We start from the raw sequence: 26,706 nt of genomic DNA, 5'->3' as shown, positions 1-26,706 counted from the left end.
GACATGACTTCCTCAGAACACAAGCCGCTTTCCGGGATGGATCTGGTCATCGCGGCAATCATCCTGTCTCTGGCGAATTTCATGGTGGTGCTCGATACCAGCATCGCCAACGTGGCCATGCCCACGATCTCGGGGTCGACGGGTGTCTCGACGAGCCAGGGCACTTGGATCATCACGTCCTATGCTGTTGCGGAGGCCATCACCATCCCCCTGACCGGCTGGCTCGTTCGCCAGGTCGGCGAAGTACGGTTGTTCATGATCTGCGTCGTGGCATTCGTACTGTTCTCCGTGTGCTGCGGCCTGTCATGGTCTCTGGAAAGCCTCGTCTTCTTTCGCGTGTTGCAGGGGTTGGCCGGTGGACCGCTGATTCCGTTGTCATCGACGTTGATGCTGGCGGTGTTCCCCAAGAACAAGTCAAACATCGCGCTCTCGTTGTGGGGAATGATGACGGTCGTGGCCCCGATCTTCGGCCCAATCCTGGGCGGGATCATTTCGGATAACTGGCACTGGGGCTGGATATTTCACATCAACTTCGGGTTCGGCATCTTGGTCATGCTGGGCGCCATGAAAGTGCTTCGGGGCCGGGACGAACCCACGGAGCGTTCCCGCATCGACGGAATCGGTCTGGCGCTTCTGGTGGTTTTTGTCACCAGTTTCCAGATCATGATCGACAAGGGCCGCGAGCTGGATTGGTTCGCTTCGCCGCTAGTGGTCACGTGCGCCATCGTTGCAGCCGTTTCGCTGATCTATCTGATTATTTGGGAACTCACCGACTCCGATCCCGTGATCGACCTGAGCGTCTTCCGCTCGCGCAACTGGCTGGTTTCCTCAATCACGCAGAGCCTGATGTTCGGCATCTTTTTCGGCAACATCGTGCTGACGCCTCTGTGGCTCCAGCAACAGATGGGCTACACGGCGACATGGGCCGGCTTCGCTACCGCGCCGATGGGCATTCTCGCGGTGGCGACTTCACCGATCGTCGGTCGTCTCCTGCCGAAGGTTGACCCTCGTTGGATCGTCACCTACGGCATGGGTATCTTGGCCGTCTCGTTCTTCATGCGGGCGCATCTGACGACCCAAGCCGACTTCATGTCGGTGGCCATCGCGATGTTTGTCCTCGGCGCAGGCATTCCCGCATGCATGATTACGCTGACCTCGTTGGGTGTTTCCGACCTGCCGCCCGAGCGCATTGCGAATGGAGCCGGCCTGCAAAACTTCCTGCGCGTGCTCTCGATGGCGCTCGGATCGTCCCTGACCCAAACCTATTGGGAGCATATGTCGAAGGCAAACCGGTCCGAGCTTGTCTCAATCATCAACCCGAATGCAGGGCATGAAATCGCTTCCGCGGCGGTTCGCGCCGGAATACCGCCATCGAGTTCTACAGCATTTTTCTCGCGCCTGGTCGATGGTCAGGCTGTGATGCTGGCTACGAACGATTTTTATGCGCTGGCTACCGTGCTGATGATCCTCTCGATCGGCGCTATCTGGCTGGTTAAGCGGCCGAAGGGGCCACTCCAGAAAGTCACGGGGCATTGATCTAAGGAGCGTGAATACTGCCGACGGGGTGTGACATGCAATTGATATATGCAAGAGAAAGCAACGCCGATGTGCCACATGGCCTCATTCATCTGATGAGTCGGACCAACATGGCGATTTGGCAGCTCATCACTCAGAGAACGTCTTCGCTGGGCGGCCTTACAGGCATGCAGGCGAGCGTGCTGCTGCTGTTGGCGTGCCGCCAAAGCATGACCTCCGTTGACCTTGCGCGTGAGTACAAGCTCTACCCGAGTGGCATTACGCGACTGATAGATCGTCTGGTTAGTCGAGGGTTGATTCAGAGAGTTCCTTGCGAGCGTGATCGCAGAGTGACGTATCTCCTCGCAACACGCGATGGCAAGGAAACGGCTTCGCAACTGCCGTCGGTCTTTGACGGCGCTTACGCCATCCTCTTCGATGGAATGAATGAGAAGGATATTGATGCTCTCAAGCGATGCTTGAGGCACATGCTTCTAAACGCCCGCGCAGCGGAAGAACTGAGCAACTCACCTGTAAATCAGAGCTTTCTAACTTAACCGAGGTTCTACTGCCGACAGCTTTCGTGGCCTGCGACAAGAATGGGAACCGTGCAAATTGCACCGGCAAGGCGCGAGCGGTCCGCTTAGGAGACTGCGATGGAAATACGCCATCTTCGCTGCTTTATTGCAGTCGCCGAGGAATTGCATTTTGCTCGCGCTGCTGAGCGGCTGCACATTGAGCAGTCTCCCCTATCGCGCGCGATCAAAGAGCTGGAAGAAGACTTGGGTGCACAGCTTTTCGTGCGCAATACACGCAGCACCCGACTGACTCGCGCAGGCCAGCTATTTCTGGAACACGTGCCGCGCGTCTTCACGGCTTTGCAGCAGGCGCGCGACAGCGTGAAGGCGGCTGCCAACGGTTTTCATAACCAGTTGCGCGTTGCGCTATCGGATGGCATCCCGCCTTCACGCTTCTCAACCTTTCTAGCATTGTGTCGCGAAGAAGAACCGGAAATCGAGATACGTCTATCCGAAGTTTCGCTGGCCCAGCAGATCAAAGGGCTGCACGACGACCTTTACGACGTGGGGTTTGCTCGGTCGGATGAAGTTGGCGACGGCATCGTCGCCGAAGCTGTCTGGAGCGATCCCTTGATGGTGGCGGTGCCCTCTCGGCACCCGCTGTTGACGTACAAGCGCATCCCACTGGAGGAAGTGCTACGCCATCCGCTGGTGCTTGGCGATCCCCATGCGTGCGAAGGATATACGCGGCAGATTGAAAGGGTGCTGCGTAGGGTCGATCAAGAGCCGTTGATCGCCGAACGGGTGGCCTCCGTTGATTTGATGATGGCGATGGTGGCAGCAGGTTTCGCCCTTGGGCTGGCCGGAGCCTCGCAGATTGCCGCCAGCCGTGAACAGGGTGTGGTCGCGCGGCCTCTGGCTGGCCGCACACCCATGCTCACTACTTACCTGCTGCGCCGGGGCAACGAGCCTTCGGAAGTGTTGGCTCGTTTCATCGAGAGAACAAGCACCCTTGAACCATCCGCGACGAAGAAGCCGACCGTACTACCCGACCTTGATGCTTCGGAGGAAATCGAGCCATGAACAAGATTGTGCTGATTCTGCTTGCTGCGATGCTGACCGCCTGCGGCAAATCCGAACCCACCGAAACGGTAGAGGCACTTGCCGCCAATCCCCAACGATTGAAGGAACTGCGGCAACAGTGCAAGACGGATCGCGCCAAGCTGGGCGACGAACTCTGCAATCGTGTGGCTGAGGCGACGAATCGACGGTTCTTTGGCGATGGGAAGGCGCCCTATACCCCACCGAAAGAGCAGCCGAAGTTTTGATCGGGCCATCACCTACCTAATGATCAAGCGAGCCCGCGATGCCACACACTAGGCCGGCCATTAGTGCTGCAAAGACGGCTCTCGTGCTGTCCGGTGGCGGTGCGCGCGCCGCCTACCAGGTCGGTGTGCTTCAGGCTTTGGTGACGTTGCGCCGTGAACACCTGGGCGAAGGGGCGCCCAACCCCTTCGGTATCCTATGCGGCACCTCGGCAGGCGCAATCAACGCCGCCGCTTTAGCCTGTCGCGCAGACTCCTTTGACGCTGGCGTGGAGGCCATCGCCGCAGTTTGGCGCAACTTCAATGCTGGTCAGGTGTATCGCACCGACGCGCTTGGTATCGCTCGCAGCGGCGCACAGTGGCTGAGCGCGATCTCGGTAGGCTGGATGTTGGCACGCTGGCGCAAAGAAGGACCGCATTCACTACTGGACAATGGACCACTAGCCGAACTGCTGCGACATTGGGCGCCTTTGGAACTGCTGCCGCACATGCTGGCCCAGCGCCATCTGCGTGCGCTGGCGATCGGCGCGTCCAGTTACACCAGCGGCGAGCACTTCACCTTCTTTGAGTCCATCGGCGATATGACGGGCTACGAACGCTCGCAGCGGCTGGCCGTGCCCATGCGGCTGGGATTGGCACACCTGCTCGCTTCGGCGGCTATCCCATTCGTGTTCCCGGCACAACGCATCGAACATATGGAGCATGCCGGCTGGTACGGCGACGGCTCGATGCGGCAGACCGCGCCGATCTCTCCGGCCATCCACCTGGGCGCGCAACGTATGCTCATCGTCGGCGTTGGTCGGATGCACGAACCTCGCGGGCGACTCGTGCGTAACGGCGGCTACCCGACACTGGCCCAAGTCGGAGGACACGTGCTGTCGAACATATTTCTCGACGCGCTCACGGTGGACATCGAGCGTATGGAGCGCGTCAACCGTACCCTTGGAATGATGACGCTGGGCCAGCGCCTCGCCACCTCACTACGTCCGGTGAAGGCGCTGGTGATTGCGCCGAGCGAGCGCATCGACGACATCGCGGCACGCCACCAAAAGCACCTACCGCGGGCCGTGCGCGCCCTGTTGCGCGGCGTCGGCTCGTCCAGCGCGAGCGGCGACCTGAGCGGCGCCGCCCTGGTCAGCTATCTGCTGTTCGAGGCTCCATTCACCCAGGAGGTAATGGCGCTGGGTGAGCGCGACACGCTGGCGCAACGGCAGGCAGTCTGCGAATTTTTCGGGTGGCTCTGAGGGGATGGGTGCTGCACTTCGACTTTCAGGGTGCAAGCATTCGCATGCGCCGCGCGTATATCGCTCGACACGCCATAACCCGCCGTCGTAGGCGGCGTTTTCCGTACATTCGCCCGTGCATGAAATCTTGCTTTTTCCGCGATATTCCTGCCGATAACGGTCTTTGACCAACCCTTGACCTGACTCCGATCCTTATGCGTGCGGCACGCTTTTGTGCCGCGTGACAACGAGGAGAAAGCGGAGGCCGGGATGCAAGGTCAAGGTGTGCTGTTCGGGCAAATCGGTGTCGTGTTCGGCATCGTAATTGCCGGCGTGTGGAGCGCCACGCAGTGGACAGCCGCCGCCCTGGGCTATCAAGTACGCCTTGGCTCGCCCTGGTTCGACTTACTCGGCACGCCGGTCTATCACCCTTGGCGCTTGTTCGAGTGGTGGTTCTCATTCGACGCCTACGCACCGCGCATCTTTGACACCGGCGGCGCAATCGCTGGCGGCAGCGGCCTGGTGGCCGTGCTGGTCGCTATTGCCATGTCCGTATGGCGCTCGCGGCAATCGAAGCTGGTCACGACCTATGGCTCTGCACGCTGGGCCGAAGCCGCAGACATTCGCAAGGCCGGCCTGGACAAGCCTGCCGGCGTGTTTCTCGGCCTGCATCGTGGCCTATACCTGCGGCATGAAGGCCCGGAACACGTCCTGACCTTCGCGCCGACGCGCTCCGGCAAAGGCGTCGGCCTGGTAGTGCCCACGCTGTTGAGCTGGCCAGCGTCTGCCGTCATCCACGACATCAAGGGCGAGAACTGGCAGATCACGGCCGGCTGGCGTTCGCGCTTCTCGCACTGCCTGCTGTTCAACCCGACCGATCCGAAGTCGGCCGCGTACAACCCACTGCTGGAAGTCCGGCGCGGCGCGCATGAAGTGCGCGACGTACAGAACATCGCGGACATTCTCGTTGATCCCGAAGGTGCGCTCGAACGCCGCAACCACTGGGAGAAGACTTCGCACGCGCTGCTGGTCGGCGCCATCCTGCATGTGCTCTATGCGGGCGAGGACAAGACGCTGCGCGGCGTCGCCAACTTCCTGTCCGATCCCGCGTGCCCGTTTGAGTTGACGCTGCACCGGATGATGACCACGCGGCACCTGGGCGACGTGCCGCATCCCGTCGTCGCATCGGCTGCGCGCGAGGTGCTCAACAAGTCGGACAACGAGCGATCGGGCGTGCTGTCCACCGCCATGTCGTTCCTCGGCCTGTACCGCGATCCGACGGTGGCCGAAGTCACGTCGCGTTGCGATTGGCGCATCGCCGACCTGATCGCGTCCGAACATCCAGTCTCGCTGTACCTCGTCGTGCCGCCTTCGGACATCAGCCGCACCAAGCCGCTGGTGCGCTTGATCCTCAACCAGATCGGCCGGCGCCTAACCGAATCGCTCGACGGCAGCGATGGCATCGCGCGTCGGCACAAATTGCTGCTGATGCTCGACGAGTTCCCTGCGCTGGGCCGCCTCGACTTCTTCGAGACGGCCTTGGCGTTCATGGCCGGCTACGGCATCCGCAGCTTCCTCATCGCGCAGTCGCTCAACCAGATCGACAAAGCCTACGGCCAGAACCATTCCATCCTCGACAACTGCCATGTGCGCGTGACGTTCGCCACCAACGACGAACGCACCGCCAAACGCATCTCCGAAACGCTCGGTACGGCCACCGAGCTGCGTGCGCAGCGCAATTACGCCGGCCACCGGCTCGCACCGTGGCTGGGGCACCTGATGGTGTCGCGCCAGGAAACCGCGCGCCCACTGTTGACGCCCGGTGAAGTGATGCAGCTCCCGCCCGACGATGCCGTGGTGATGGTGTCCAGCGTCGCACCGATCAAGGCGAAGAAGTTGCGCTATTACGCCGACGCCAATTTCAAGCGCCGCGTGCTTCCGCCGCCCGCGCTCGCGGCCGGACGCTACGCCGATGCGCCGCCGGTTCGGCCCGACGACTGGAGCGGGCTGGCTATTCCTGCTGTGCCGGTCGCGCCTGCCGCCGGCCTGGCGGACGACGACACCGGCGCCGCTGCCGACGACGGCGGGCCGCGCCGGCAGCCAGAGCTATCCGAAATCGCCGAATACAGCCCCGAACAGCAGCCGGCCGACAACGACCTGGCGTTGCTCGATGACGACGACCTGCCGTTGCCGCTTCCCCGTCAGCTCGACCCGGCCATGCAGCGCACGGCCCGGCTGGCGTCCCTCGACCAAAACGACGGGATCGAGCTATGAGCCAGTACCGCCTCAACCTATTCATTCCGCACGAACACGCCAAGCGCCTCGACGAGCTGGCTGCCAAGAAAGGTGTGTCCAAGTCGTCCATCGTCGCGGCAGCGCTTGCGTCATGGCTGTCGCCTGACGCGGGCGACCAGCGCGAGGCCGCTATCGCTAAGCGGCTTGACCGACTGACGCGCCAGTTCGAGCGGCTGGAGCGCGATCAGAACATCGAGATCGAGACGCTGGCGCTGTTCGTCCGCTACTTCCTGACGGTCAGCACGCCGGTTCCCGAGGCGCATCAGGAAGCGGCCCGCGCGCAGGGCAAGGCGCGCTTCGAGCAGTTCGTCGAACAGCTCGGCCGCCACTTGATGCGCGGACGTAGCCTCGTGCGCGACGTGGTGGAGGAACTGAATCCCGACGCCGCGCGGCTCGATGACGCGGCGGCGCTGGCCGAAGCGCAGGAGCGTGCCTCATGAGCACGCAACCGCAGTCCTTCGCCACCACGTCGCTCGACCGCCGCATACGCATGTTGCGCACGGCAATGGGGCCACTGATCGCCGCCGCGCTCGAAGACCCCGACGTGGTGGAAATCATGCTCAACCCCGACCGCACGCTATGGGTCGATCGCCTCTCTTCGGGCCGCGCGCCGTTGGGCGCGGAACTGCCCGAGGAAGACGGCGAACGCATCATTCGCCTGATCGCCGCACATGTCGGCGCGGAGGTGCATCGCGGGCAGCCGCTGCTGACCGCCGAGTTGCCGGAAACCGGCGAACGCTTCGAGGGCATTCTGCCACCGGCTGCGCCGGGGCCAGCCTTCGCGCTGCGCAAGCGCGCTGTCGGCGTCATCCCGCTGGATCGCTACGTCACCGACGGAATGATGACCGTCGAACAGGCCGAGTTCCTGCGCGTCGCCGTGCGTGAACGGCAGAACATCTTGATCGCCGGCGGCACCAGCACCGGCAAGACCACGCTCGCCAATGCCTTGCTCGCAGAGATCGCCGCCACCGGCGACCGCGTGCTGGTACTCGAAGACACCATCGAATTGCAGTGTACGGCGCGTGACCACGTACCGCTGCGCACCCGCGCCGGCGTCGTGTCGATGACCGAGCTGGTACGCGCAACGATGCGCCTACGCCCTGACCGCGTGATCGTCGGCGAAGTGCGTGGCGGCGAGGCGCTGGATCTCATCAAGGTGTGGGGCACCGGCCATCCTGGCGGCATCGCCACGATCCACGCCGGCTCCGCGCTCGGCGCACTCCTGCGCTTGGAGCAACTGATTCTCGAAGTCGCCGTGAACCCGCCTCGGGCGCTCGTCGCCGAGGCGGTCAATGTCGTCATCCACATCGCCGGCCGTGGCCGGCGCCGTCGTATCGAGAGCATCGCCCGCGTCTTTGGCTTCGACGGCGTGGGCTATCGCCTGGCAGATGCGCTGGAGCAGCCGCTTCCAGAAGTGCCGCTTTCTTCCCCGTCCCCTAACCACCTTGGAGAACTGCCATGACGCAGACGCACGCCCATGCTTTCCGCTTTTCCGTAAATCCGGTTTCCATCCCCGCACGCCTGCGCCGCCTGGTCGGCCCGGCGCACCACGGCCTGTTGTCGGCGACCGTCATGCTGGCGACCGCCGGCACGGCACAAGCCGCCGGTTCCTCGATGCCCTGGGAAGGGCCGCTGCAATCCATCCTCGAATCTATCCAAGGTCCGGTCGCGCGCATCGTCGCGGTCATCATCATCATCGCCACCGGCCTCGCACTTGCGTTCGGTGACACCAGCGGCGGCTTCCGCAAGCTGATCCAGATCGTGTTCGGTCTGTCCATTGCGTTCGCGGCATCGAGCTTCTTCCTGTCGTTCTTCAGTTTCTCCGGCGGGGCCGTCGTATGAGCACGACCACCGACCTGCCTGGCTTCGAGGTGCCTCTGCATCGCTCGCTGACCGAGCCGATCCTGCTGGGCGGTGCGCCGCGCACCGTGGCGATCGCCAACGGGACGCTGGCCGCGGCCGTGGGCTTGGGCCTGCAACTCTGGATTCCCGGTGTCGTGCTCTGGATCGTCGGCCATTCGCTGGCGGTGTGGGGTGCGCGCGTCGATCCGCAGTTCATGCAGGTGTTCGCCAAGCACCTCAAGCACAAGCCGCTGCTGGACGTGTGACGGGAGGACGCCGCAATGCTCAACCTCGCCGAATACCGCCAGCGCCCAGCCTTGCTCGCCGACTGGCTGCCGTGGGCCGGCCTGGTCGCGCCGGGTGTCGTCTTGAACAAGGACGGCAGTTTTCAACGTACGGCGCGGTTCCGTGGGCCTGACTTGGAAAGCGCAACGCAAGGCGAACTGATCGCCAAGACTGCGCGCCTAAACAACGCACTGCGCCGCCTCGGTGCCGGCTGGGCACTGTTCGTCGAAGCCGAGCGCCTGCCGGCGGCGGACTATCCGCACTCGGACTTTCCCGAACCGCTGTCGTGGCTGGTGGACGAGGAACGGCGCGCGACCTTCGAGGAATCCGGCAACCATTTCGAGAGCGGCTATCACTTCACGCTGCAATACCTGCCGCCGGAGGAATCCCGCGCCCGCGCGGCCAAGCTGCTCTACGAGAACACACCGACCGCCGGCGTGGACTGGCGTGAACACTTGACCGCGTTCGGCGCCGAAACCGAACGCATCTTCGACCTTCTCGATGGCGTGATGCCGGAGATTGCGTGGCTGGACGACAGCCAGACGCTGACCTACCTGCACGCGACCGTCTCGACGCGGCGCTATCGCATCGGTGTTCCCGAAGTGCCTTTCCATCTGGACGCGCTGCTGGCCGATTCGGCACTGGTCGGTGGCTTGGCGCCCACGCTGGGCGACCAGCACCTGCGCGTGGTGTCGGTGCGCGGCTTTCCGACCTCGACCTGGCCGGGCTTGCTGGACGACCTCAACCGCCTGGGCTTTGCCTACCGCTGGAGCACGCGCTTCCTCTGCATGGACAAAGCCGAGGCGGAAAAGGAACTGGGCCGCCTGCGCCGCCAGTGGTTTGCGAAAAGGAAGAACGTCGTCGCGCTGCTGCGCGAGACGATCTTCCAGCAGGAAAGCCCGCTGGTCGATACCGACGCCAGCAACAAGGCCGCCGATGCCGACGCGGCCTTGCAGGAACTGGGCAGCGATCAAGTCGCGTTCGGCTATCTCACCGCCACGGTGACGGTGCTCGACGCCGACCCGGCCGTGGCCGACGAGAAGCTGCGCATGGTGGAGCGCGTCATCCAAGGGCGCGGGTTCGTCACCATCCCCGAGACCCTCAACGCCGTGGATGCGTGGCTATCGTCCATTCCCGGCAACGCCTACGCGAACGTGCGCCAGCCCATCGTCTCGACGCTGAACCTGGCGCACATGATACCGCTGTCGGCAGTATGGGCCGGGCCGGAGAAGAACGACCACCTCGACGGCCCGCCGCTGATCGTCACCCGCACCGATGGCGCAACGCCTTTTCGCTTGGTCACGCACATCGGCGACGTGGGGCATACGCTGGTCGCCGGCCCGACCGGCATGGGCAAGTCGGTACTGCTGGCGACGCTGGCCTTGCAGTTCCGACGCTACTTCGGCTCGCGGATCTTCGCCTTCGACATGGGCCGCTCCATGCGCGCCACCATCCTCGGCCTGGGCGGCGAGCACTACGACCTGGGCGCCGATGGCAGCATCGCATTCCAGCCGCTCGCCCGCATCGACCATGAGGGCTACCGCTCCTGGGCCGCCGAATGGGTGGAAGGTCGCCTGCTGCATGAAGGCGTGACCGTCGGCCCGGACGAGAAGGTGGCCATCTGGTCGGCGCTGGGGAGCCTCGCCGGTGCGCCGCAGGAACAGCGCACGATGACCGGGCTTTCCGTGCTGCTGCAATCGAACGCGCTGCGCCAGGCACTCGCGCCTTATGTCCTGGGCGGCGCGCACGGAAAGCTGCTGGACTCCGACCACGACCGGCTTGGCATGGCCGGCGTGCAGGGCTTCGAGATGGAAGAACTGATGCACAGCCCCGCCGCCGTGCAAGCAGTGCTGCGTTATCTGTTCGCCCGCTTCGACGAGCGTTTCGACGGTGCGCCCACGCTGCTGATTCTCGATGAGGCGTGGCTGTTCCTCGATGAGCCGTCTTTCGCGGCCCGCATCCGGCAATGGCTCAAGACGCTCAGGAAAAAGAACGTCAGCGTCATCTTTGCCACGCAGTCGCTGGCCGACATCAAGGATTCGACCATCGCGCCAGCCATCATCGAAAGCTGCGCGAGCAGGATTTTCTTACCTAATCCGCAGGCCACCGAGCCGCAGATTCGCACGATCTACGAGGGCTTCGGCCTCAACAGTCGGCAAATCGAGATCGTCGCCACTGCGCAGCCCAAGCGCGACTACTACTACCAATCCAGATTAGGCAATCGCTTGTTCGACCTCGACCTGGGGCCGGCCGCGCTCGCGTTCGCGGGCGCATCCACACCGCAAGACCAACGCGACATCGACCGCGTGCTGACGCAGGCCGGCGCACCCGGCTTCGCCGGCGCGTGGCTGCGCCATCGCGGCCTCGATTGGGCCGCCGACCTGCTGCCGTCCGCACCATCTGCCGCGTCCTTCCTCGCTCCCCAACCACAGGAGATTTCGCAATGAAGATTCGCCTTTTTTCCCTCGTCATCGCTGCGTTGATCGGTGTCACGTCCACCGCGCAGGCGCAATGGGTCGTCGTCGATCCAACCAACCTCGTGCAGAACACGCTGACCGCGGTTCGCACGCTGGAGCAGATCAACAACCAGATTCAGCAACTCCAGAACGAAGCGCAGATGCTCATCAACCAGGGGCGTAACCTGGCGAGCCTGCCGTTCAACGTGGTCAACCGGCTGCGCTCGACGCTGGCGACCACCCAGCAACTCATCGCGCAGGCGCAAGGACTGGCGTTCCAGGTGCAGAGCATGGACCAGCAGTTCGCGCGCCTATACCCAGAGCAGTACGCCGCGACCGTGAGCGGCAACCAGATGTACCAAGATGCCCACCAGCGTTGGCAGAACACGCTCGAAGGCTTGCAGGCCGCGATGCGGATGCAGGCGCAGGTGTCGCAGAACGTGACCGAGGACGAGGGCGTGCTGACCGATCTGGTCGGCCAGAGCCAGTCGGCCACGGGCGCCTTGCAGGCCATGCAGGCGACCAATCAGCTTTTGGCCTTGCAGGCGAAGCAATCCATTCAGGCGCAGCAGCTCCAGCTCACGCAGGGGCGCGCGGTGTCGCTGGAACTGGCGCGTCAGGCCGCCGCCGTCGAACGTGGCCGTGAGGTGACGCGACGCTTTCTCGGCACCGGCACGGCGTACACGCCGCAGTCGGTCAACTTCTACGGCAACTGACGGGCACGGCCATGAAGCACGCGCCCGTCCTGTTTGCCTTCGTGTGCCTGCTGGCGGGTTGCGACCGGCGGCAGGCGCTGTCGGTCGATGCACTGGCCGCCAATCCGGCACGGCTGCACGCGCTGCGTGCGCAGTGCCGGCATGGCGAACATGACGGCGCGTTCTGCGCGCAGGTCGCGCAAGCCGATCTGCGCCGCTTCCTTTCCGGGCGGGCCGGGCCGGATGAATACCAGACGCTGGCCGACCTGCCGCCGATCCCGGCCAGCTTCGACGATCCCAGCGCGCCGATGGAGGCACGGCCATGAACGACGTTTCGATAATCGACCACTTCCTCAACGTCTTCTCAACCTACATCGACTCCGGCTTCGGCCTGCTGCGCGGCGAAGTCGCGTTCCTGACCGCAACGCTGGTGGCGATCGACATGACGCTCGCCGGTTTGTATTGGGCGCTCGGCCACGCTACCGGCCAGGGCGAAGACGTGATGGCGAAGCTCATCCGCAAGGTGCTCTACGTCGGCGCCTTCGCCTACATCATCGGCAACTTCAACATGCTGGCGAGCATCGTGTTCCGCTCGTTCGCCGGCCTGGGCCTGACGGCTACCGGCTCGACCTTGAGCATGGAGACGTTCCTGCAACCGGGGCATCTCGCCAAGACCGGCATCGACGCGGCAGCGCCGATCCTCGACCAGATCAGCGAGATGGCCGGTTTCCCCGAGGTGTTCATCAACCTCACACCCATCGTCGTGATGTTTCTCGCCTGGCTGGTGGTCATCCTCTGCTTCTTCGTGCTGGCGGTGCAGCTTTTCATCACGCTGATCGAGTTCAAGCTGACCACGCTCGCCGGCTTCGTGCTTGTGCCGTTCGCGCTCTGGAACAAGACCGCGTTCCTCGCCGAAAAAGTGCTCGGTAACGTGGTGGCGTCGGGCATCAAGGTGTTGGTACTGGCCGTCATCGTCGGCATCGGTACGGGCTTGTTCGCCGAGTTCCAGGTCACACCCGACGAGCCTTCCATCGACCACGCGCTGGTCGTGATGCTGGCCTCGCTCGCCATGCTCGCGCTCGGCATCTACGGCCCGGGCATCGCCACGGGCCTTGTGTCCGGCTCGCCGCAGCTCGGAGCCGGCGCAATGGCTGGTGCGGCGCTAGGCGCGGCGGGAACAGCCGTCGCTGTCGGCGCTGCCGCTACCGGCGTTGGCGGTGCTGTTGCTGCCGGTGCTCGCATGGCGCCGGCCGCCGCCAGCGCCATCGGCAGCGGCGCCCGTGCCGCTGCTTCGACCGCGACCGGCGCGCGGTCGGCGTTCCAAGCCGGTTCCGCCGCCGCCGGCGGCGGCGCGAAAGGCGCAATGGCTGGCCTGGGCAATGTTGCTAAGACCGGCGCGCAAGCAGTCGGCCAGAAGGCCGCCGCCGGGGTGCGCTCAGTTGGGCAGCGCGCAGCCGCCGCGTTTCGCTCGGACGGCGCGGGCGCCGCCGCATCCGGTGCCAGCGCATCCGGTCAGGCCGCGAGCGAAGCACAAGCCAACACTGCCGAGCAGTCGCAGCCCGCCTGGGCCAAGCGGCTGCACCGCCGTCAACAGATCGCCCATGCGGCGACCACTGCCGCGCACACATTGCGCGGCGGGGATGGCGGTGGCTCGGCGCAAGGCCCAAGCCTGGGCAATTCCGATTCTTGAGGAGAACGAGCCATGCGATTCAAGCGACCGCAGGTGCGCTACGCCGATACACCGCAGCCTGCCACCCCGTATCAAGCCGCCGCGCAGGTGTGGGACGAGCGTATCGGCTCGGGCCGCGTGCAGGCGAAGAACTGGCGGCTGATGGCCTTCGGCTGCCTTGCGCTCGCGCTGCTACTCGCGGGCGACCGAATTCGGCTTTCCACGCAATCGCTGGTGACGCCCTACGTGGTCGAGGTGGAAAAGGATCATGTGCGCGCTGTTGGCGAGGCAATTACGCCGTACAAACCCACGGACGCGCAGATCGCGTTCCACCTCGCGCACTTCGTCACGCTGGTTCGCTCGCTGTCCATCGACCCCATCGTGGTGCGGCAGAACTGGCTCGATGCCTATGACTACACCACCGACCGCGGCGCGGCTGTGCTCAACGATTACGCCAGCAAGAACGACCCGTTCGCTCGCGTCGGCAAAGAATCCGTGACGGTGCAGATCACCAGCGTCACGCGCGCTAGCGATTCGTCGTTCAACGTGCGCTGGACAGAACAGCGATTCATCAATGGCGCACCGGCCGGAACCGAACGCTGGAACGCCGTGATTTCCACCGTCCTGCAAACCCCGCGCACCGAGCAGCGCCTGCGCAAGAACCCGCTGGGCATCTACGTCAACGGGCTGTCGTGGAGCCGCGAACTGGATGCGTCCGAAGGAGCCAAACCATGAAATCACTGCAAACCCGTCCTCTGCCATTACCCCGGCCCGGCAGTATCGAAAGAAAAACCCGTGTTGGGCGCAGCCAACCGGACGCCGACGAAAATGAATACCGCCGGCGTTTGAACGATGGGCTGATGCTGGCTTTCCCGCTGTTTTCGCCGCGCTTCGGACTGGATCGCCAAGTCCTCTACACGGTCAGCTTGTTGACCTTGGTGGCTGCGCTCGCTGGCTGCGCCTCGCAAGGCAAGCCGCCGCCACGCATCTCGCTCGATGAGCCAGTGCAGGCGCAGCCGCTACCGGAACCGCCCAAGCCTGTCGAAGTGGTGACGGTGCCGAAAGTGTTGCCGCTGCCGGCGCAGATGAAGCCACTGCCGGAAGCGGACGAGGCCAAGCCCGCACCGGAGCCGGCCGACGAAACTGTGCGCGTGTCGCGCGCCAACGCCGAGGCGCGCATCGCGCCAACGCGCGAGGGCTACGTCAATGCGATTCAGGTCTGGCCCTTCACCGACGGCGCGCTATACCAAGTCTATGCCGCGCCGGGGCGCGTCACCGTGATTTCGCTCCAGCCCGGTGAGGAACTGGTAACGGTCGCCGCCGGCGATACCGTGCGCTGGATCGTCGGCGACACATCCAGCGGCGCCGGCAATGATCTGCGCGTGAACGTGCTGGTGAAACCCATCCGCTCCGGCCTTAAAACGAACGTGGTCATCACCACCAGCCGGCGCACCTACCTGATCGAGCTGACCTCGACCGACAAGGCATGGATGGCGTCGGTATCGTGGGAGTATCCGAAAGACCAGATGCTCGCGTTGCGGCGTCAGGATCAAGCCGCGCAAGCGGCCGCGCCGGTCGATACCGGCTTGTCGCTGGAAAAGATCCGCTTCCGCTACGCGATCAGCGGCAGCAATCCACCGTGGAAGCCGTTGCGCGCCTTCGATGACGGCGAGAAGGTCTATATCCAGTTTCCACCGGGCATCGCCCAAGGCGAACTGCCGCCACTGTTCGTCATCGGCGCGCAGGGCGACGGGCAACTGGTGAACTACCGCTTCCGCTCGCCGTACTACATCGTGGATCGGCTGTTCGGCGCGGCCGAACTGCGTCTCGGTGGAGACAAGGGCGACATGGTGCGCATCGAGCGTACGGATGGCACGCGGGGGAACTGACCATGAGCCACGACGGAATCCCGGACGTGCCGATTCCTGATGCCACGCCGAAGGTCGCGCCGGAGAATGTGGCGCTGCGAGCGCAGCCGCGCCCGGTGACACGTCTCAATCGGCGCACGCTGGCGCTGCTGACTGGTGGCCTCGGCGTCGCGGTACTGGGCGCAACGATGTGGTCATTGCAGCCGACGCACCGGCGCGGCGGCAACGAGCCGGCCGAGCTTTACAACGTGGATCGCGTGTCGAAGTCCGAAGGACTCGACCAGCTTCCCGCCGACTACTCGAAGCTGCCGCCGAAGGTGCCAGAGTTGGGGCCGCCGCTGCCGGGCGACCTGGGGCCGGCTATCGTGAACTCGCAGCAGCCAGCGGTGGCCCGCTACACGCCGCCCGGCCAGGATGCGGCGGCAGCCGAGCGTGACGCGAGGCGCAAGGAAGCCGAAGCGGCAGCGGGATCGTCGGTGTTCTTCCGCTCCAGCAACCAGCGTGCCGCTTCTGCGCCTGCGCAAGTGGCGGCTGCCGGCCCGTCATCTGGCTTGGCCGGCTTCGACCCGCAGGCCGCTGGGCCGGCCTCGACGGCGGCGCAGCCTGCCGACCCGACCACAGTGCAGAACCGGCAAGACCAGAAAGAGGTGTTCCAGAAAGCCGGAACCACGGAAACCCGTAATTCCGGCAATCTACAAATGCCGTCCTCGCCCTATCAGGTAATGGCGGGGACGGTAATCGCGGCGGCGCTGGTGACAGGCATCAAGTCGGACTTGCCCGGCGACGTGATCGGCACGGTGACGGAGCCGGTGTACGACACCGCCACCGGCCGCTATCTGTTGGTCCCGCAGGGTTCGCGCATCTTCGGCAAGTACAACAGCCAGGTCGCCTACGGGCAGAGCCGGGTTCAAGTTGTCTGGAACCGCATCATCCTGCCCGACACGTCCTCGCTGACGCTGGACAACCTTGCTGGCACCGATCCGGCCGGCTACGCCGGCCTGGAGGATGGCGTCGATTGGCATTGGGATCGCGTCTTCGCCGGTGCGGCGCTGACGACGCTGCTGGGCGTCGGCGCCGAACTGGCCGCGCCGGAGAACCGTAACGGCGATCGCGTCATCATCGCCGGCCGCGACAGCCTGCAGGACAGCGTTAATCAGGTCGGGCAGGAGATGACCCGGCGCAACCTCAACATCCAGCCCACTTTGACCGAGCGGCCGGGCCTGCCGGTGCGCATCATCGTCAACCGCGATCTGGTGCTGCGGCCCTACCAGCCGCTGTTCTTCAATCGGGGAGCTTCGCAATGAGTACGACCAAGAAGCTGCGGCTCGGGCCGCTGCCCAAGACCGAGAGCATCAAGCTGACCTTCGCCTGTCCAGCCGGCCTCAAGGCCGACCTCGACCGCTATGCGGTGCTGCACGCGCAGACCTACGGCGAAACGGTCGATGCAACGACGCTGATCCCGCACATGCTGGAGGCATTCATCGCCGGGGATCGGGGATTCAGGAAGGGAGCGGCAGTCGCCAAGGCTTCGCCGCCGAAACCGCCCTGATGCTGCGGACGAGTCCGCTAGCATCCCCATGACGGAAGCGCAGCTCACGGGCTGCGCTTCGCTTTTGAGGGCGTCTTGCGATAAGTTGGGGCTATGATGACGACGCGACCTTGCCCGCTACGACGCCCCTGCGTTTACTACCGCGAAGCGCCTATGCGGCACCTAGCTCGATAAGCAGCAAGAGCACATGGCGGTCGAAATCTGGCCTAACCTCTTGCCCCATAAGACCTTTCGCACCGCTGCATGTCCGCACTAAGGGCTTGACAGCGGACATTTTTTATGGCGCGGGACAAGCAGGTATGCGGGCAGCCCGCGATGCGCATTGTTTGTTGGGGTGGCATCGGGTTCGCGTTTGACTATGGCCCTGATCAACTTTCGGGGCACGCGACATGCCGGCATCCTTTTCCACGTTCGCGTCGGGCTGGCGAACCCTTGGTCTCGTCGTGGCGCTGCCGGCGTCCCTGGCCGTGTTCAGCCCCGTCACCTTCGCAGCCGACGTACTGGTCGTCACCGACAGCCACCACCCGGTCAAGACCATGGGCGGCGAGCGGCTGATCGTGCTAGACGAAGCCCGCCGGATTGAAGCGGAGCTTTCTGCGGAACTGCCCGCCGCCCCCGAACAGGCGGCGGCCACCGTCAAGCGTCGGCTGAACCAAGGCGGCGCCGACCTACAGCGCCGCATCGCTTCCGCATACCAGGGCGTCACCGACGCATGGAGCCTGGGCATCACCAGCATCCCGGCTGTCGTGGTGGATCAGCGCTACGTGGTCTATGGCGAGCCGGATGTGGCCCGCGCTGTCGCGCGCATCGAGCAGCGTCGGAGGACCCAGCCATGACGCGACCATTCGACCTGATGCGCCGCATGCGGGCCGGCGTGGCTTCCTTGATGCTGCTCAGCGCCACGGGTAGCTACGCCTTGAACACCACCGCCATCGTTGCCTCGGTGGCCTCGCCCGATTGCTTGGAGTACCGGGTGGTGGGTATCTGCTACTGGCTCTACTGCACCTGGGGAGGATGCACGGTGCGCACCTCTGTCAAGGTGCGCCACTACATCCCCGATGCGGTCGTCTCCAGCTACAGCAACACGGGCGAGAACCCGTGGGTTGAAGTCCGGGCGATGAGTACGGCCAATCCGTCCGCCCAAGCGGGCGGCGATGGAACGACGAACGAGGATCACGAAAACAATCTCGCGAAATTCAAGAACGCCGAGGTGATCGGCCATCCCGGCGTCGAGGTGTTCAACCAGTTTGTTTCGTCCTCGGGCTACTTCTGCGAGGGCGCGGGAACGGCATTCATGCCGTATCTGCTCAGCACCTTGGACACGCTTGCCTGGCGCTACAACGTGCCCGAGATGGCCTACCCGGAGGCATTGATTCCCGGCATGCGCGAGGTCGGCGCACGCACCACGATGAGCCTTTGGGGCAACGTGTATCCCCGCGGCGGCTTCCTGCACCAGACCGACGACCACAAATCGGGGGCCGTGGTGGCCCAGCGTGCGGGAGATATCGTCACTCGCCGGGGGCAGTTGCACGTGTACCAGCCGCTGCTTGCCAACGCCCGCGATGGCTACTGGCCCGCCGGCGCGCTGATGGAGGGTGATGCCTCGACTGGCAAGTGGCAGGAACTCACGCCCGTCCTGTCCTCGTCCTGCACGGTTTTCCCACGCACCGGCTTCCTGACCCAGGCCCAGCAAGGCGACTACGCCTGGGCGCTGTGGCGGCCGTATGCCTGCTGCGAACGCCGTGGACAGGTGTTCCTTGGCAGCGTTGATTTCCTTTGAGGTGTCGCGATGAAGCGTTCCGACTCTATGCAGTTCTCCCCACCGGCTCGTGGCAAGATGATCTGTTTGGCGATTACCGGCGCGTTGGTTCTGGCAAGCGGCGTGGCCTGGGGCCAACTAGGCTACCAGACCAGCGGCAACGTCATCGGCGATGACGTCATGTACTCCATCGGCGGCGGCAGCGCCGTTTCGATGGGCCGCGCAGCCGGCATGCGCTCGCTCGGCGTGGGTGTCGGCTGGAACAGCAATCTGATCTGCGGCGACATGAGCATTCAGACCACGTTGAAGAATCAACTCAACGGTGTCACCAATGGCTTTCAGCAGATCATGTCCTCGGTGATCCAGAGTGCTACGAGTGCTGTGGCGTCCCTGCCGGCGTTGATCATCCAGCGTGCAGATCCAGGCCTCTACAACCTGCTCACCAACGGCGTTCTGCAAGCGCGGCTGGATTTCGACCGCTCGAAGCTGACGTGCCGCGCCATGGCCGAAAAGATGGCCGAAACGGCTGGCGGCCAACTCGGCTGGAGCCAGATGGCAGAGGGGTTGGCACTGCGTGACGCTGTTTCGAGCACGGATGCCGTCTCGGCCATCGAGCAGGCCGAGACGCGCCGTGGCAACGATGGCGTGCCCTGGGTCGGGGGAAGCAATGCCGGCGGCTCCGGTCAGCCCGCGATCAAGGTGGTCGGTGACGTCACCCGCGCGGGCTACAACCTGGTCAATGGCCGCGGGGTGACCGACACGTCGGCAATCGCTCCGGCCAGTTGCACGAGCCTGTCGTGCCAAACCTGGACCACGCCGCAGGCGGCCATCGAGTGGGCAACACGGGTGCTCGGCGAGAAGGAGCAGCGCACCTGCGACGCCTGCACCAAGACGGAGACGGTGCCCGGCGTCGGGCTGACGCCCCTGATCCAGGAGGAGTACGACGCCAAGCTGCAGGCGCTCCAGGACCTGGTCTCCAAGGCGAAGAACACGACGCCCGAAAACCTGCGGGAGGCCGGCAGCGCGTCGCTGCCCATCACGCGCGGCGTGGTCGAGGCACTGCGCGACGAACCGGACCAGCACCTGCTGTCGCAGCGCCTGGCGTCCGAGGTTGCGCTGGCGTCGGTGCTGGAGAAGGCGCTACTGCTGCAACGCACGCTGCTGACCGGCAAGAAGGAGCCCAACGTGGCGGCCAACCAGCTCGCCGTGGAGGCGGTGAACCACGAGAGCGACACGCTCGATCGCGAGATTCGCAACCTCAAGACCGAGCTGGAGCTGCGCCGGGAGCTGGCGAACAACTCGCCCATGGCGATCATCCAGCGCCACGGCACGCGCGCGGCGGGCTCGCGTGGCATCTACGAAGGCGATCCGGTGCCTGACCGCCTCGATCAGTTGCAGAAGGGCAATCCGGGAGGCCGGCCATGAGCCTGATGCGTGCGGCCTGGCTGCGCCCGCGCTGGCTGTTCAACCGGCGCGCAGCGAAGGCGCTGCTGTGGACGGTGGTACTCGCGGCCGTCGCCGTGGGTGCCAACATCGTTGGCATCTACCTCGTCGGAAGCGTCGCGGGCTGGGAGCGTTGGCTGGCGGCAGCAGCGGGCTACTTCCTGGTCTGGCGGCTGTGCCTGTATGGCGCGACGGCCTACGGCTGGGTCTGGATGCGTCGCCGGCTGCTTGCGCGTGAGGACGACGCGCAAGCGCGGCGCCGCCTGGTACGCAGCGAGATCGCCGGCGTCGTTGCCATCGTGGCGCTTGAAGCCAGCCTGTTGATGCAGGGCTGAGGGGAAGTCCGAGCCATGACGCTTTTCACAACCGACTACCTGGAGTACTACCTGACCTTGGTGTCCTGGATCGTCAACAACGGCATCTGGGCGGTACTGGTATCCAGCGGGGTATTCGCACTGCCCTTCGTGGCGATCATCGTGCAGGAATGGCTTAAGGCCCGTGCGGAAGGTGCCGACGAAGGCAACAAGGGCGTGCTCTCGGCCGCACGCATCGAGAACCGGGTGTTCGTCGCCATCGTGGTGGTGATGTTCGCCGGCATCCCCTTCATCGACGTGGACCTCAACACAATTCAGTACGACAGCTCGCGCTCGGCCCAGTGCCAGGTCAACGTGCCGCAGCCCACGGATACCGGCTGGTCCCAGTCCTTCAGCACCATCAACAACCAGAGTGCCAAGGTGCCGGTCTGGTGGGCCTTCATGCACGCGCTCTCGCGCGCCGTCACCAGCGCCTCGGTGGCGGCAATCCCGTGCGGGACAGACCTGCGACAGATGCGCATGGAGATCGACGCTACCCGCATCAATGACCCGGTTCTGGCTCAGGAAGTGGCCGATTTCACACACGACTGCTACGGACCTGCACGCGCTAAATTGTTCATGGCGCGGCCGGAGCTGGACGAAGCTCAAATGAACGACGTGACCTGGATCGGTTCGAGGTTTTTCACGGATACCGGCGGCTACTACGACAGCTACCGTTCCAGCACGGCGCGCGAGTCATGGCCCTATGACGACACCCGCGACGCAGGGCTTGCGCAGGTGGCCAGTGGCGGCGGCTACCCGACCTGCAGGCAGTGGTGGGCCGATGGCAGCAACGGCCTGCGGGCACGGCTGCTGAGCCAGGTGGACCCCAGCCTGTTGAATCGCTTGGCGGGCTGGGCCGGGTTCCTGAGCCGTACCGAGGTGGACGATTCGGTGGTCCGTACCATCGCGTCACCGCGACAGCAGAAGCTCACCCAGGGTTCGGTCTATACCGACTACGGCGGCCAGATCGACAAGACCCTGCCGAACATCGTGACGCGGGCCACGGGGGATGTAGGAATGGCGGTCGGGGCACTTGCCGCATTTCCCGCCATGGACGTGGTGCGCCAAGCGCTGCCCATGGTGCTTGCCTTGCTCAAGATGGCACTGGTCATCTGCATCCCGCTCGTACTGGTCGTCGGAACCTATGACCTGAAGACGGTCGTCACCGTCAGCGTCGTGCAGTTCGCGCTGTTCTTCACCGATTTCTGGTTCCAACTCGCACGCTGGATCGACAGCACCATCCTCGATGCGCTCTATGGGTGGGGCTTCGGCTGGAACCGGCCACACACTAACTTCGATCCGCTGGTGGGGTTGAACAATGCCTTTGGCGACCTGCTCCTGATGTTCGTCATGGGCACGATGTTCATCGTGCTGCCTACATTCTGGATCATGGCCTTGGCTTGGGCGGGCGTTCGTGCCGGCAACGTGCTGCAAGGCCTCGCCGGGGCCACCGGAGATGCCAAGGCCGCTGGCGGCAAGGGTGGAAGTATTGCGATCAATGCAGTGGGGAAAAAGTGATCTTTGCGCCGACAACCCCCGCGGCGTAGTAGGCTTATCGTAGGGAAAGATGCAGCGATCCTGACCAACTGCAACGCCAGGATTTCACACGATGACCACCAACACTCTTCGCTACCCATCCATCGTGCCGAGCGGCGAGGGAAAGTCGGTGCTCGAAGCCGTGCTTCGGCTGCAAGGGGTCGATTTCATCACTGGCCCAATTCATCTAGACGGCTCAGCAGATTTTGCTGCGGCTGATGATCAAGCACATGACCTTGAAGCGTGCATGGCAAACCTTCATGACACAGTGTTGGATGCGACCGGCAAATCCCTGTCCGATACCGATCTCCACGAGGTTCTGCTCAACCTTCCACGCGCTATCCGAAAGCAGGTGAAAACCTGGGGAGTGGCAGACACCGAAGTACGCGAGCAGATTTATCGGCACCTCCAGAACACAGCTCTGTGACGAATTAATCGTCCTCGACATGAGGATCAATGCGAAAACCGTCGTAGGTGTATAGGCCAAACCCTGCTGGTCCGTTTCGCCACTCTGGCTCGGGCAATTCATCGCCCAGGTCGGCATTGCGGGCCATCCAGGCAACCACCATGACCAACACCAGCAGCAGAGCCAGCCAGAAGGTGCTGTAGAGCAACACTCCGAGCGCGGCCAGCTTGACTATCCACACAATCGCGGCGGCGCCAGCTCGCGGCAGTCCCTTGGATACCAGCCAGTTCGACGCCCGCCGTTCGCCGCGAGCATAGGCGCGCCATCCGCGGCCAAAGGCGCGGCCGAGACGTTCTGCAGTGCTGGTGCGGGTTGTGGTATTCATGGTCGTCTCCTGCTACTGAGGGATGCCTATTCCGGTGTGCTCCACGTCATTCAGATTGGGGCTTCAATATGTTCTCTTTCTGCTTCAGGACGATCCGTCATCCGGTTCTACCGGGCCGGGGTCGGGTTCCACGCCGATGCGGTAGGTGGCAACGAAACGCGGCCAGTCCGCATGGTCAACCAGATCGATGTCCTCGATGACGCTGACCTTCGTTTCCGCACGCTCGAACAGCGCGATGCTCTTGGCGGGATAGTTGTTGCGCGACGGATAGAGCACCCCGTCGAACAGCGGCTGGCCGTCGTCGCCGAGCATCGCATGCACCTGGGCGGACACCTGCTGCGTGTGCGTGTAGTCACGGCTGGCCAACTGCTCCAGGTTCAGACCAAAGTAGCCCGCCATGACGCCCGGTGCCGTGAGATCGGCCAGAAGCACGTCGGCCACCACCCCTACGGCGCGCACCATCCTGCCCTGGACTTCTTTCAACGCGATCGAGCGCTTCGCGTCATCAAGCCACTGATGCTTGTGAAACACCGACTCCATCAGCGCCGTGGGCAGGTCGCGCCCCAGGTAGAGCACGCCGTAGGCCCGGGCCGGGTCGTCGTAGCGATTGGTGCTGCCGCGGCCATAGTACAGCGGGCTGCCCCGATAGACGACGCGGCTCACATGCTGGAGCAGTTCACCGGCATCGATCAGGAACGAAGGCAGCTCGTGGCTCATGGCGGTCTCGCTTCAATGCACCTGAACGCCCAGCACGTTGAACACGGCCTCGGCCACGTCGTCGATCGTGCCATGCGTCACCGCATCCACCGGCGAGCGACCGCCCAAGCCTTCGAGCGGTTCGGACAGTGCGCGGTAGATCGTCCAGTGATCGATACCCTCGACCTCCTGAAGCACGGTTTGGGTCAACTGCTGCTTTACCGGGTCGAGCTGCCAGTCGGGCAGCTTCTGACCGCGCGGCCCAACGTTCAGCGCCAGCAGCCGACGCGCGAGGATGTCCTTGTAGATCTGCTGGCGCGACTTGTCCGCCAGCTTGGCGAACTCGGTGGGCGGCAGGTTGTGCGGCTGGTTGAAGGCTTCCAGCAGCACAGCGCGGCCTCGCTGGACGTCGGTTTCATTCGGTGCCCAGCGCGTGTCGGCGCGCAGCGCGGCCGCCTTGCGTGCAAGGGCCTGACCAACGGTCTCGCCCTCCAAGTTAGCGGGCAGTGTCACCGCTTCCACACGCTCGTGGACGAACGCCTGCAACTCGGCCGCGAAAGCCGTGGCATCCCGGATTTCGACGGTATCCGCGAAGCGGCGCACATCTTCCACCGTGACGCGCGGCAGACGGTCGGCAATGAATTCAATGGCAGTGGGCATGGTCATCTCCCGAGTAGGTTTGAGACAGGATTCACTCTAGTCGCCTTTGTCGCGCTTGTCAACTTTGTCGCCTAGAGAGCAACCTACCTGGCGGAAGCAGCGTCTTCGCAGCATAGACCGAGGCCAGCGCCTGGTCGCCGTCCAATGCATTCGAGCGAGTTCCACATTGACGGTGGAGCCGCAATCCAAGCCCCGCTATACCGAAACGGTTAAAGGCCAAAGGGCCGAAATGGCAAGGGAATGGGGTGCAAGGGGAAAGGCCCTACCTCGAAAAGGCCAAAAGGCCTCCCGGTCGGCCCGTCATTAGGACACCTCACATGCTCTCCCTGTTCCAGCGAAAACGGCCCTCGGTCGCTGCCGATCCATCGCCAGCACCCGCCATCGATCTCCCGAAAGGGCTGCTGCGGCCTGGGTCGGCCGCTTCGCTGCTGGCGACGCCGCGCCGACAGAAGCTGCTGGAACACATCTGGCAGCGCACGTCGCTCTCGCGCAGGCAGTTCGCCACCTTGTACCGGGCGCCGCTGGAACGCTACGCCGAGCTGGTCCAGGCCTTCCCGGCTTCCGAGGCGCATCATCACGCATACCCCGGCGGCATGCTGGACCACGGCCTGGAAATCGTCGCCTACAGCCTGAAGCTCCGGCAGTCCCATTTGCTACCCATCGGTGCCAGTCCCGAGGATCAGGCGGCGCAGTCTGAGGCCTGGACCGCCGCCGTCGCCTATGCCGCGCTGCTCCACGACGTTGGCAAGATCGCCGTCGATCTGCACGTCGAACTGGCCGACGGGACCGTGTGGCATCCGTGGCATGACCCTCTGGTCCAGCCATACCGATTCCGCTACCGCGAAGACCGCGAGTACCGCCTGCACAGCGCCGCGACGGGGTTGCTCTACCGCCAACTGCTCGATCGCCACATCCTGGACTGGCTCAGCGGCTATCCATCTCTCTGGGCACCGCTGCTTTACGTCCTGGCCGGACAGTACGAGCACGCCGGCGTGCTGGGAGAACTGGTCGTACAGGCCGACCGCGCTTCCGTGGCTCAGGAGTTGGGCGGCGATCCAGCCCGCGCCATGGCAGCGCCCAAGCACGCACTGCAACGCAAGCTGCTGGACGGGTTGCGCTACCTGCTCAAGGAACAGTTGAAGCTGAACCAGCCGGAAGCCTCCGATGGCTGGCTCACCGAGGATGGTTTGTGGCTGGTGAGCAAGACAGTCTCGGACAAACTGCGCGCACATCTCCTGTCTCAAGGGATCGATGGCATTCCTGCGAACAACACTGCCGTGTTCAACGTGCTGCAGGATCACGGCATGCTCCAGCCTACCTCGGACGGCAAAGCGGTCTGGCGCGCGACCGTGACCAGCACGACCGGCTGGTCCCATTCGTTCACCCTGTTGCGTCTCGCTCCCGCGCTGATCTGGGAGTCTGGCGAGCGACCAGCACCTTTCGCAGGCACGGTAGAGATCGACGCGACGCCCGCAGAAAACGATGCCAGCACGTCGGCTCCCGCGCCTACTGTCTCGGGGAAACCAGCGCAGGGAGGTCAAGAACCTCCAATTTGGGAGGGCGACGGCACCACCATCGTTTCACCTCCCGCAGCCCAGCCCATGCCCGACGTCATGGAGGACTTGCTCGCGATGGTGGGCTTGGGTGAGTCGGCCGGCGTTGGCCAGGATGCCGAGGAGTTCTTCCACACTCCCACGCCAGCGACAGCCGCAACCTCCCTTCCATCACCTGCACCTGCGCCTACGCCTCTGTCATCGGCGACGAAGCCATCCGGGGAACATTTCATGGCTTGGCTGAAGCAGGGAATCGCCTCACGACGGCTCATCATCAACGACGCGAAGGCGCTCGTGCATACGGTGAATGACACGGCCTACCTGGTCAGCCCTGGTGTGTTCCAACGCTATGCGCAGGAGCATCCCGAAGTGGGCGCGCTTGCCAAGCAGGAGAATCAACAGGATTGGCAGTGGATGCAGAAGCGCTTCGAGAAGCTGCAGCTACATCGCAAGCACCCCAATGGCCTGAACATTTGGACTTGTGAAGTCACGGGCCCGAGGAAGTCCCGCCGACTGCATGGCTACCTCCTGGAAGATGGGTCCTTGGCATTCCCCGAAATACCGCCCAACAATCCCTATCTTGCTCTGACTCAGGAAGGATGACGCGATTCGGGCATTGATCGCCACCACCGTGTGGCGATCAATGCCCCGCGAAAGCTGGCAACATTTAGC

The 26,706-nt window shown here is 64.1% G+C and carries 28 protein-coding genes; 25 read left to right on the top strand and 3 right to left on the bottom strand.

Translation table 11 applies throughout. From position 1 onward, the window contains the following. Positions 1 to 3 precede the first annotated feature (3 nt). From PCE31106_RS21160 to PCE31106_RS21045, 24 genes are all read left to right on the top strand, one after another. Positions 4 to 1,536 (top strand): DHA2 family efflux MFS transporter permease subunit, encoded by a 1,533-nt coding sequence (locus PCE31106_RS21160; protein WP_057379585.1) that lies wholly within the window; start codon positions 4 to 6, stop codon positions 1,534 to 1,536. A 35-nt stretch (positions 1,537 to 1,571) separates the two neighbouring features. Beyond that, the gene (locus PCE31106_RS21155) at positions 1,572 to 2,072 is read left to right on the top strand and encodes a MarR family winged helix-turn-helix transcriptional regulator (RefSeq protein ID WP_049876657.1); all 501 of its coding nucleotides are present in this window, start codon (positions 1,572 to 1,574) and stop codon (positions 2,070 to 2,072) included. A 99-nt stretch (positions 2,073 to 2,171) separates the two neighbouring features. Next, complete coding sequence (locus PCE31106_RS21150; protein ID WP_023124811.1) at positions 2,172 to 3,116, top strand: LysR family transcriptional regulator; 945 nt, start codon at positions 2,172 to 2,174, stop codon at positions 3,114 to 3,116. Continuing rightward, on the top strand, positions 3,113 to 3,361 hold the full coding sequence (locus PCE31106_RS21145; RefSeq protein WP_023124812.1) for an EexN family lipoprotein: 249 nt from the start codon (positions 3,113 to 3,115) through the stop codon (positions 3,359 to 3,361). The genes PCE31106_RS21150 and PCE31106_RS21145 overlap by 4 nt, the downstream gene beginning before the upstream one ends. 83 nt (positions 3,362 to 3,444) lie before the next feature. Beyond that, the gene (locus PCE31106_RS21140) at positions 3,445 to 4,602 is read left to right on the top strand and encodes a patatin-like phospholipase family protein (RefSeq protein WP_228770476.1); all 1,158 of its coding nucleotides are present in this window, start codon (positions 3,445 to 3,447) and stop codon (positions 4,600 to 4,602) included. A gap of 249 nt (positions 4,603 to 4,851) precedes the next feature. Beyond that, complete coding sequence (locus PCE31106_RS21135; RefSeq protein WP_150564576.1) at positions 4,852 to 6,855, top strand: conjugal transfer protein TraG; 2,004 nt, start codon at positions 4,852 to 4,854, stop codon at positions 6,853 to 6,855. Continuing rightward, positions 6,852 to 7,316, top strand: a complete 465-nt coding sequence (locus PCE31106_RS21130) for a ribbon-helix-helix protein, CopG family (RefSeq protein WP_023087383.1) — start codon at positions 6,852 to 6,854, stop codon at positions 7,314 to 7,316. Before PCE31106_RS21135 ends, PCE31106_RS21130 begins: the two co-directional genes overlap by 4 nt. Further along, a complete protein-coding gene (trbB, locus tag PCE31106_RS21125; RefSeq protein ID WP_024087515.1) occupies positions 7,313 to 8,338 on the top strand; it encodes a P-type conjugative transfer ATPase TrbB in 1,026 nt (341 codons plus the stop codon). Before PCE31106_RS21130 ends, trbB begins: the two co-directional genes overlap by 4 nt. Then, on the top strand, positions 8,335 to 8,718 hold the full coding sequence (locus PCE31106_RS21120) for a TrbC/VirB2 family type IV secretion system protein (protein WP_023124817.1): 384 nt from the start codon (positions 8,335 to 8,337) through the stop codon (positions 8,716 to 8,718). The genes trbB and PCE31106_RS21120 overlap by 4 nt, the downstream gene beginning before the upstream one ends. Then, positions 8,715 to 8,984, top strand: coding sequence for a VirB3 family type IV secretion system protein (locus PCE31106_RS21115; RefSeq protein ID WP_024087514.1), 270 nt, complete (start codon positions 8,715 to 8,717; stop codon positions 8,982 to 8,984). Before PCE31106_RS21120 ends, PCE31106_RS21115 begins: the two co-directional genes overlap by 4 nt. 15 nt (positions 8,985 to 8,999) lie before the next feature. Then, entirely contained in the window at positions 9,000 to 11,450 is a 2,451-nt protein-coding gene (gene trbE, locus PCE31106_RS21110) for a conjugal transfer protein TrbE (RefSeq protein WP_024087513.1), read from the top strand. Further along, positions 11,447 to 12,175 (top strand): P-type conjugative transfer protein TrbJ, encoded by a 729-nt coding sequence (gene trbJ / locus PCE31106_RS21105; protein ID WP_024087512.1) that lies wholly within the window; start codon positions 11,447 to 11,449, stop codon positions 12,173 to 12,175. Before trbE ends, trbJ begins: the two co-directional genes overlap by 4 nt. 11 nt (positions 12,176 to 12,186) lie before the next feature. Further along, entirely contained in the window at positions 12,187 to 12,480 is a 294-nt protein-coding gene (locus PCE31106_RS21100; protein WP_024087511.1) for an EexN family lipoprotein, read from the top strand. Further along, positions 12,477 to 13,844: a P-type conjugative transfer protein TrbL gene (gene trbL, locus PCE31106_RS21095; protein ID WP_024087510.1), complete on the top strand. Its 1,368-nt coding sequence runs from the start codon at positions 12,477 to 12,479 to the stop codon at positions 13,842 to 13,844. Before PCE31106_RS21100 ends, trbL begins: the two co-directional genes overlap by 4 nt. Before the next feature lie 12 nt (positions 13,845 to 13,856). Continuing rightward, entirely contained in the window at positions 13,857 to 14,558 is a 702-nt protein-coding gene (gene trbF, locus PCE31106_RS21090) for a conjugal transfer protein TrbF (protein ID WP_024087509.1), read from the top strand. Continuing rightward, a complete protein-coding gene (gene trbG, locus PCE31106_RS21085) occupies positions 14,555 to 15,712 on the top strand; it encodes a P-type conjugative transfer protein TrbG (RefSeq protein ID WP_024087508.1) in 1,158 nt (385 codons plus the stop codon). The genes trbF and trbG overlap by 4 nt, the downstream gene beginning before the upstream one ends. A 2-nt stretch (positions 15,713 to 15,714) precedes the next feature. Continuing rightward, on the top strand, positions 15,715 to 16,995 hold the full coding sequence (locus PCE31106_RS21080) for a TraB/TrbI/VirB10 family type IV secretion system protein (protein WP_023124822.1): 1,281 nt from the start codon (positions 15,715 to 15,717) through the stop codon (positions 16,993 to 16,995). Continuing rightward, positions 16,992 to 17,240 (top strand): DUF2274 domain-containing protein, encoded by a 249-nt coding sequence (locus PCE31106_RS21075; RefSeq protein ID WP_003160610.1) that lies wholly within the window; start codon positions 16,992 to 16,994, stop codon positions 17,238 to 17,240. The genes PCE31106_RS21080 and PCE31106_RS21075 overlap by 4 nt, the downstream gene beginning before the upstream one ends. A 389-nt stretch (positions 17,241 to 17,629) precedes the next feature. Next, the gene (locus PCE31106_RS21070) at positions 17,630 to 18,076 is read left to right on the top strand and encodes a TIGR03757 family integrating conjugative element protein (protein WP_029885964.1); all 447 of its coding nucleotides are present in this window, start codon (positions 17,630 to 17,632) and stop codon (positions 18,074 to 18,076) included. Next, the gene (locus PCE31106_RS21065; protein WP_029885965.1) at positions 18,073 to 19,020 is read left to right on the top strand and encodes a TIGR03756 family integrating conjugative element protein; all 948 of its coding nucleotides are present in this window, start codon (positions 18,073 to 18,075) and stop codon (positions 19,018 to 19,020) included. Before PCE31106_RS21070 ends, PCE31106_RS21065 begins: the two co-directional genes overlap by 4 nt. Positions 19,021 to 19,029: 9 nt before the next feature. Further along, positions 19,030 to 20,424 (top strand): integrating conjugative element protein, encoded by a 1,395-nt coding sequence (locus PCE31106_RS21060; protein ID WP_029885966.1) that lies wholly within the window; start codon positions 19,030 to 19,032, stop codon positions 20,422 to 20,424. After that, positions 20,421 to 20,777, top strand: a complete 357-nt coding sequence (locus tag PCE31106_RS21055; RefSeq protein WP_029885967.1) for a hypothetical protein — start codon at positions 20,421 to 20,423, stop codon at positions 20,775 to 20,777. The genes PCE31106_RS21060 and PCE31106_RS21055 overlap by 4 nt, the downstream gene beginning before the upstream one ends. A gap of 15 nt (positions 20,778 to 20,792) precedes the next feature. After that, positions 20,793 to 22,316, top strand: coding sequence for a conjugal transfer protein TraG N-terminal domain-containing protein (locus PCE31106_RS21050; RefSeq protein WP_029885968.1), 1,524 nt, complete (start codon positions 20,793 to 20,795; stop codon positions 22,314 to 22,316). A 91-nt stretch (positions 22,317 to 22,407) separates the two neighbouring features. Then, positions 22,408 to 22,761: a hypothetical protein gene (locus PCE31106_RS21045; RefSeq protein ID WP_029885969.1), complete on the top strand. Its 354-nt coding sequence runs from the start codon at positions 22,408 to 22,410 to the stop codon at positions 22,759 to 22,761. Positions 22,762 to 22,765: 4 nt separating this feature from the next. Here the strand turns inward: PCE31106_RS21045 and PCE31106_RS21040 are convergent, their stop codons facing one another. The 3 genes from PCE31106_RS21040 to PCE31106_RS21030 all read right to left on the bottom strand — a co-directional run bounded on the left by PCE31106_RS21040 (position 22,766) and on the right by PCE31106_RS21030 (position 24,481). Next, a complete protein-coding gene (locus PCE31106_RS21040) occupies positions 22,766 to 23,125 on the bottom strand; it encodes a DUF3742 family protein (protein WP_029885970.1) in 360 nt (119 codons plus the stop codon). A gap of 84 nt (positions 23,126 to 23,209) precedes the next feature. Then, positions 23,210 to 23,842: an RES family NAD+ phosphorylase gene (locus tag PCE31106_RS21035; RefSeq protein ID WP_029885971.1), complete on the bottom strand. Its 633-nt coding sequence runs from the start codon at positions 23,840 to 23,842 to the stop codon at positions 23,210 to 23,212. Between the two features lie 12 nt (positions 23,843 to 23,854). Beyond that, positions 23,855 to 24,481 carry a hypothetical protein gene (locus PCE31106_RS21030; RefSeq protein ID WP_029885972.1) on the bottom strand — a complete coding sequence of 209 codons (627 nt, stop codon included), beginning with the start codon at positions 24,479 to 24,481 and terminating at the stop codon, positions 23,855 to 23,857. A 317-nt stretch (positions 24,482 to 24,798) separates the two neighbouring features. On the opposite strand from PCE31106_RS21030, the gene mobH reads away from it, so the two are divergent. Next, positions 24,799 to 26,637 (top strand): MobH family relaxase, encoded by a 1,839-nt coding sequence (gene mobH / locus PCE31106_RS21020; RefSeq protein WP_023435209.1) that lies wholly within the window; start codon positions 24,799 to 24,801, stop codon positions 26,635 to 26,637. The last annotated feature ends 69 nt before the right edge of the window (positions 26,638 to 26,706 follow it).

Source organism: Pandoraea cepalis, from assembly GCF_902459665.1.
Classification (GTDB): Bacteria; Pseudomonadota; Gammaproteobacteria; order Burkholderiales; family Burkholderiaceae; genus Pandoraea; species Pandoraea cepalis.
This window is presented reverse-complemented; position numbering and strand designations above follow the sequence as displayed.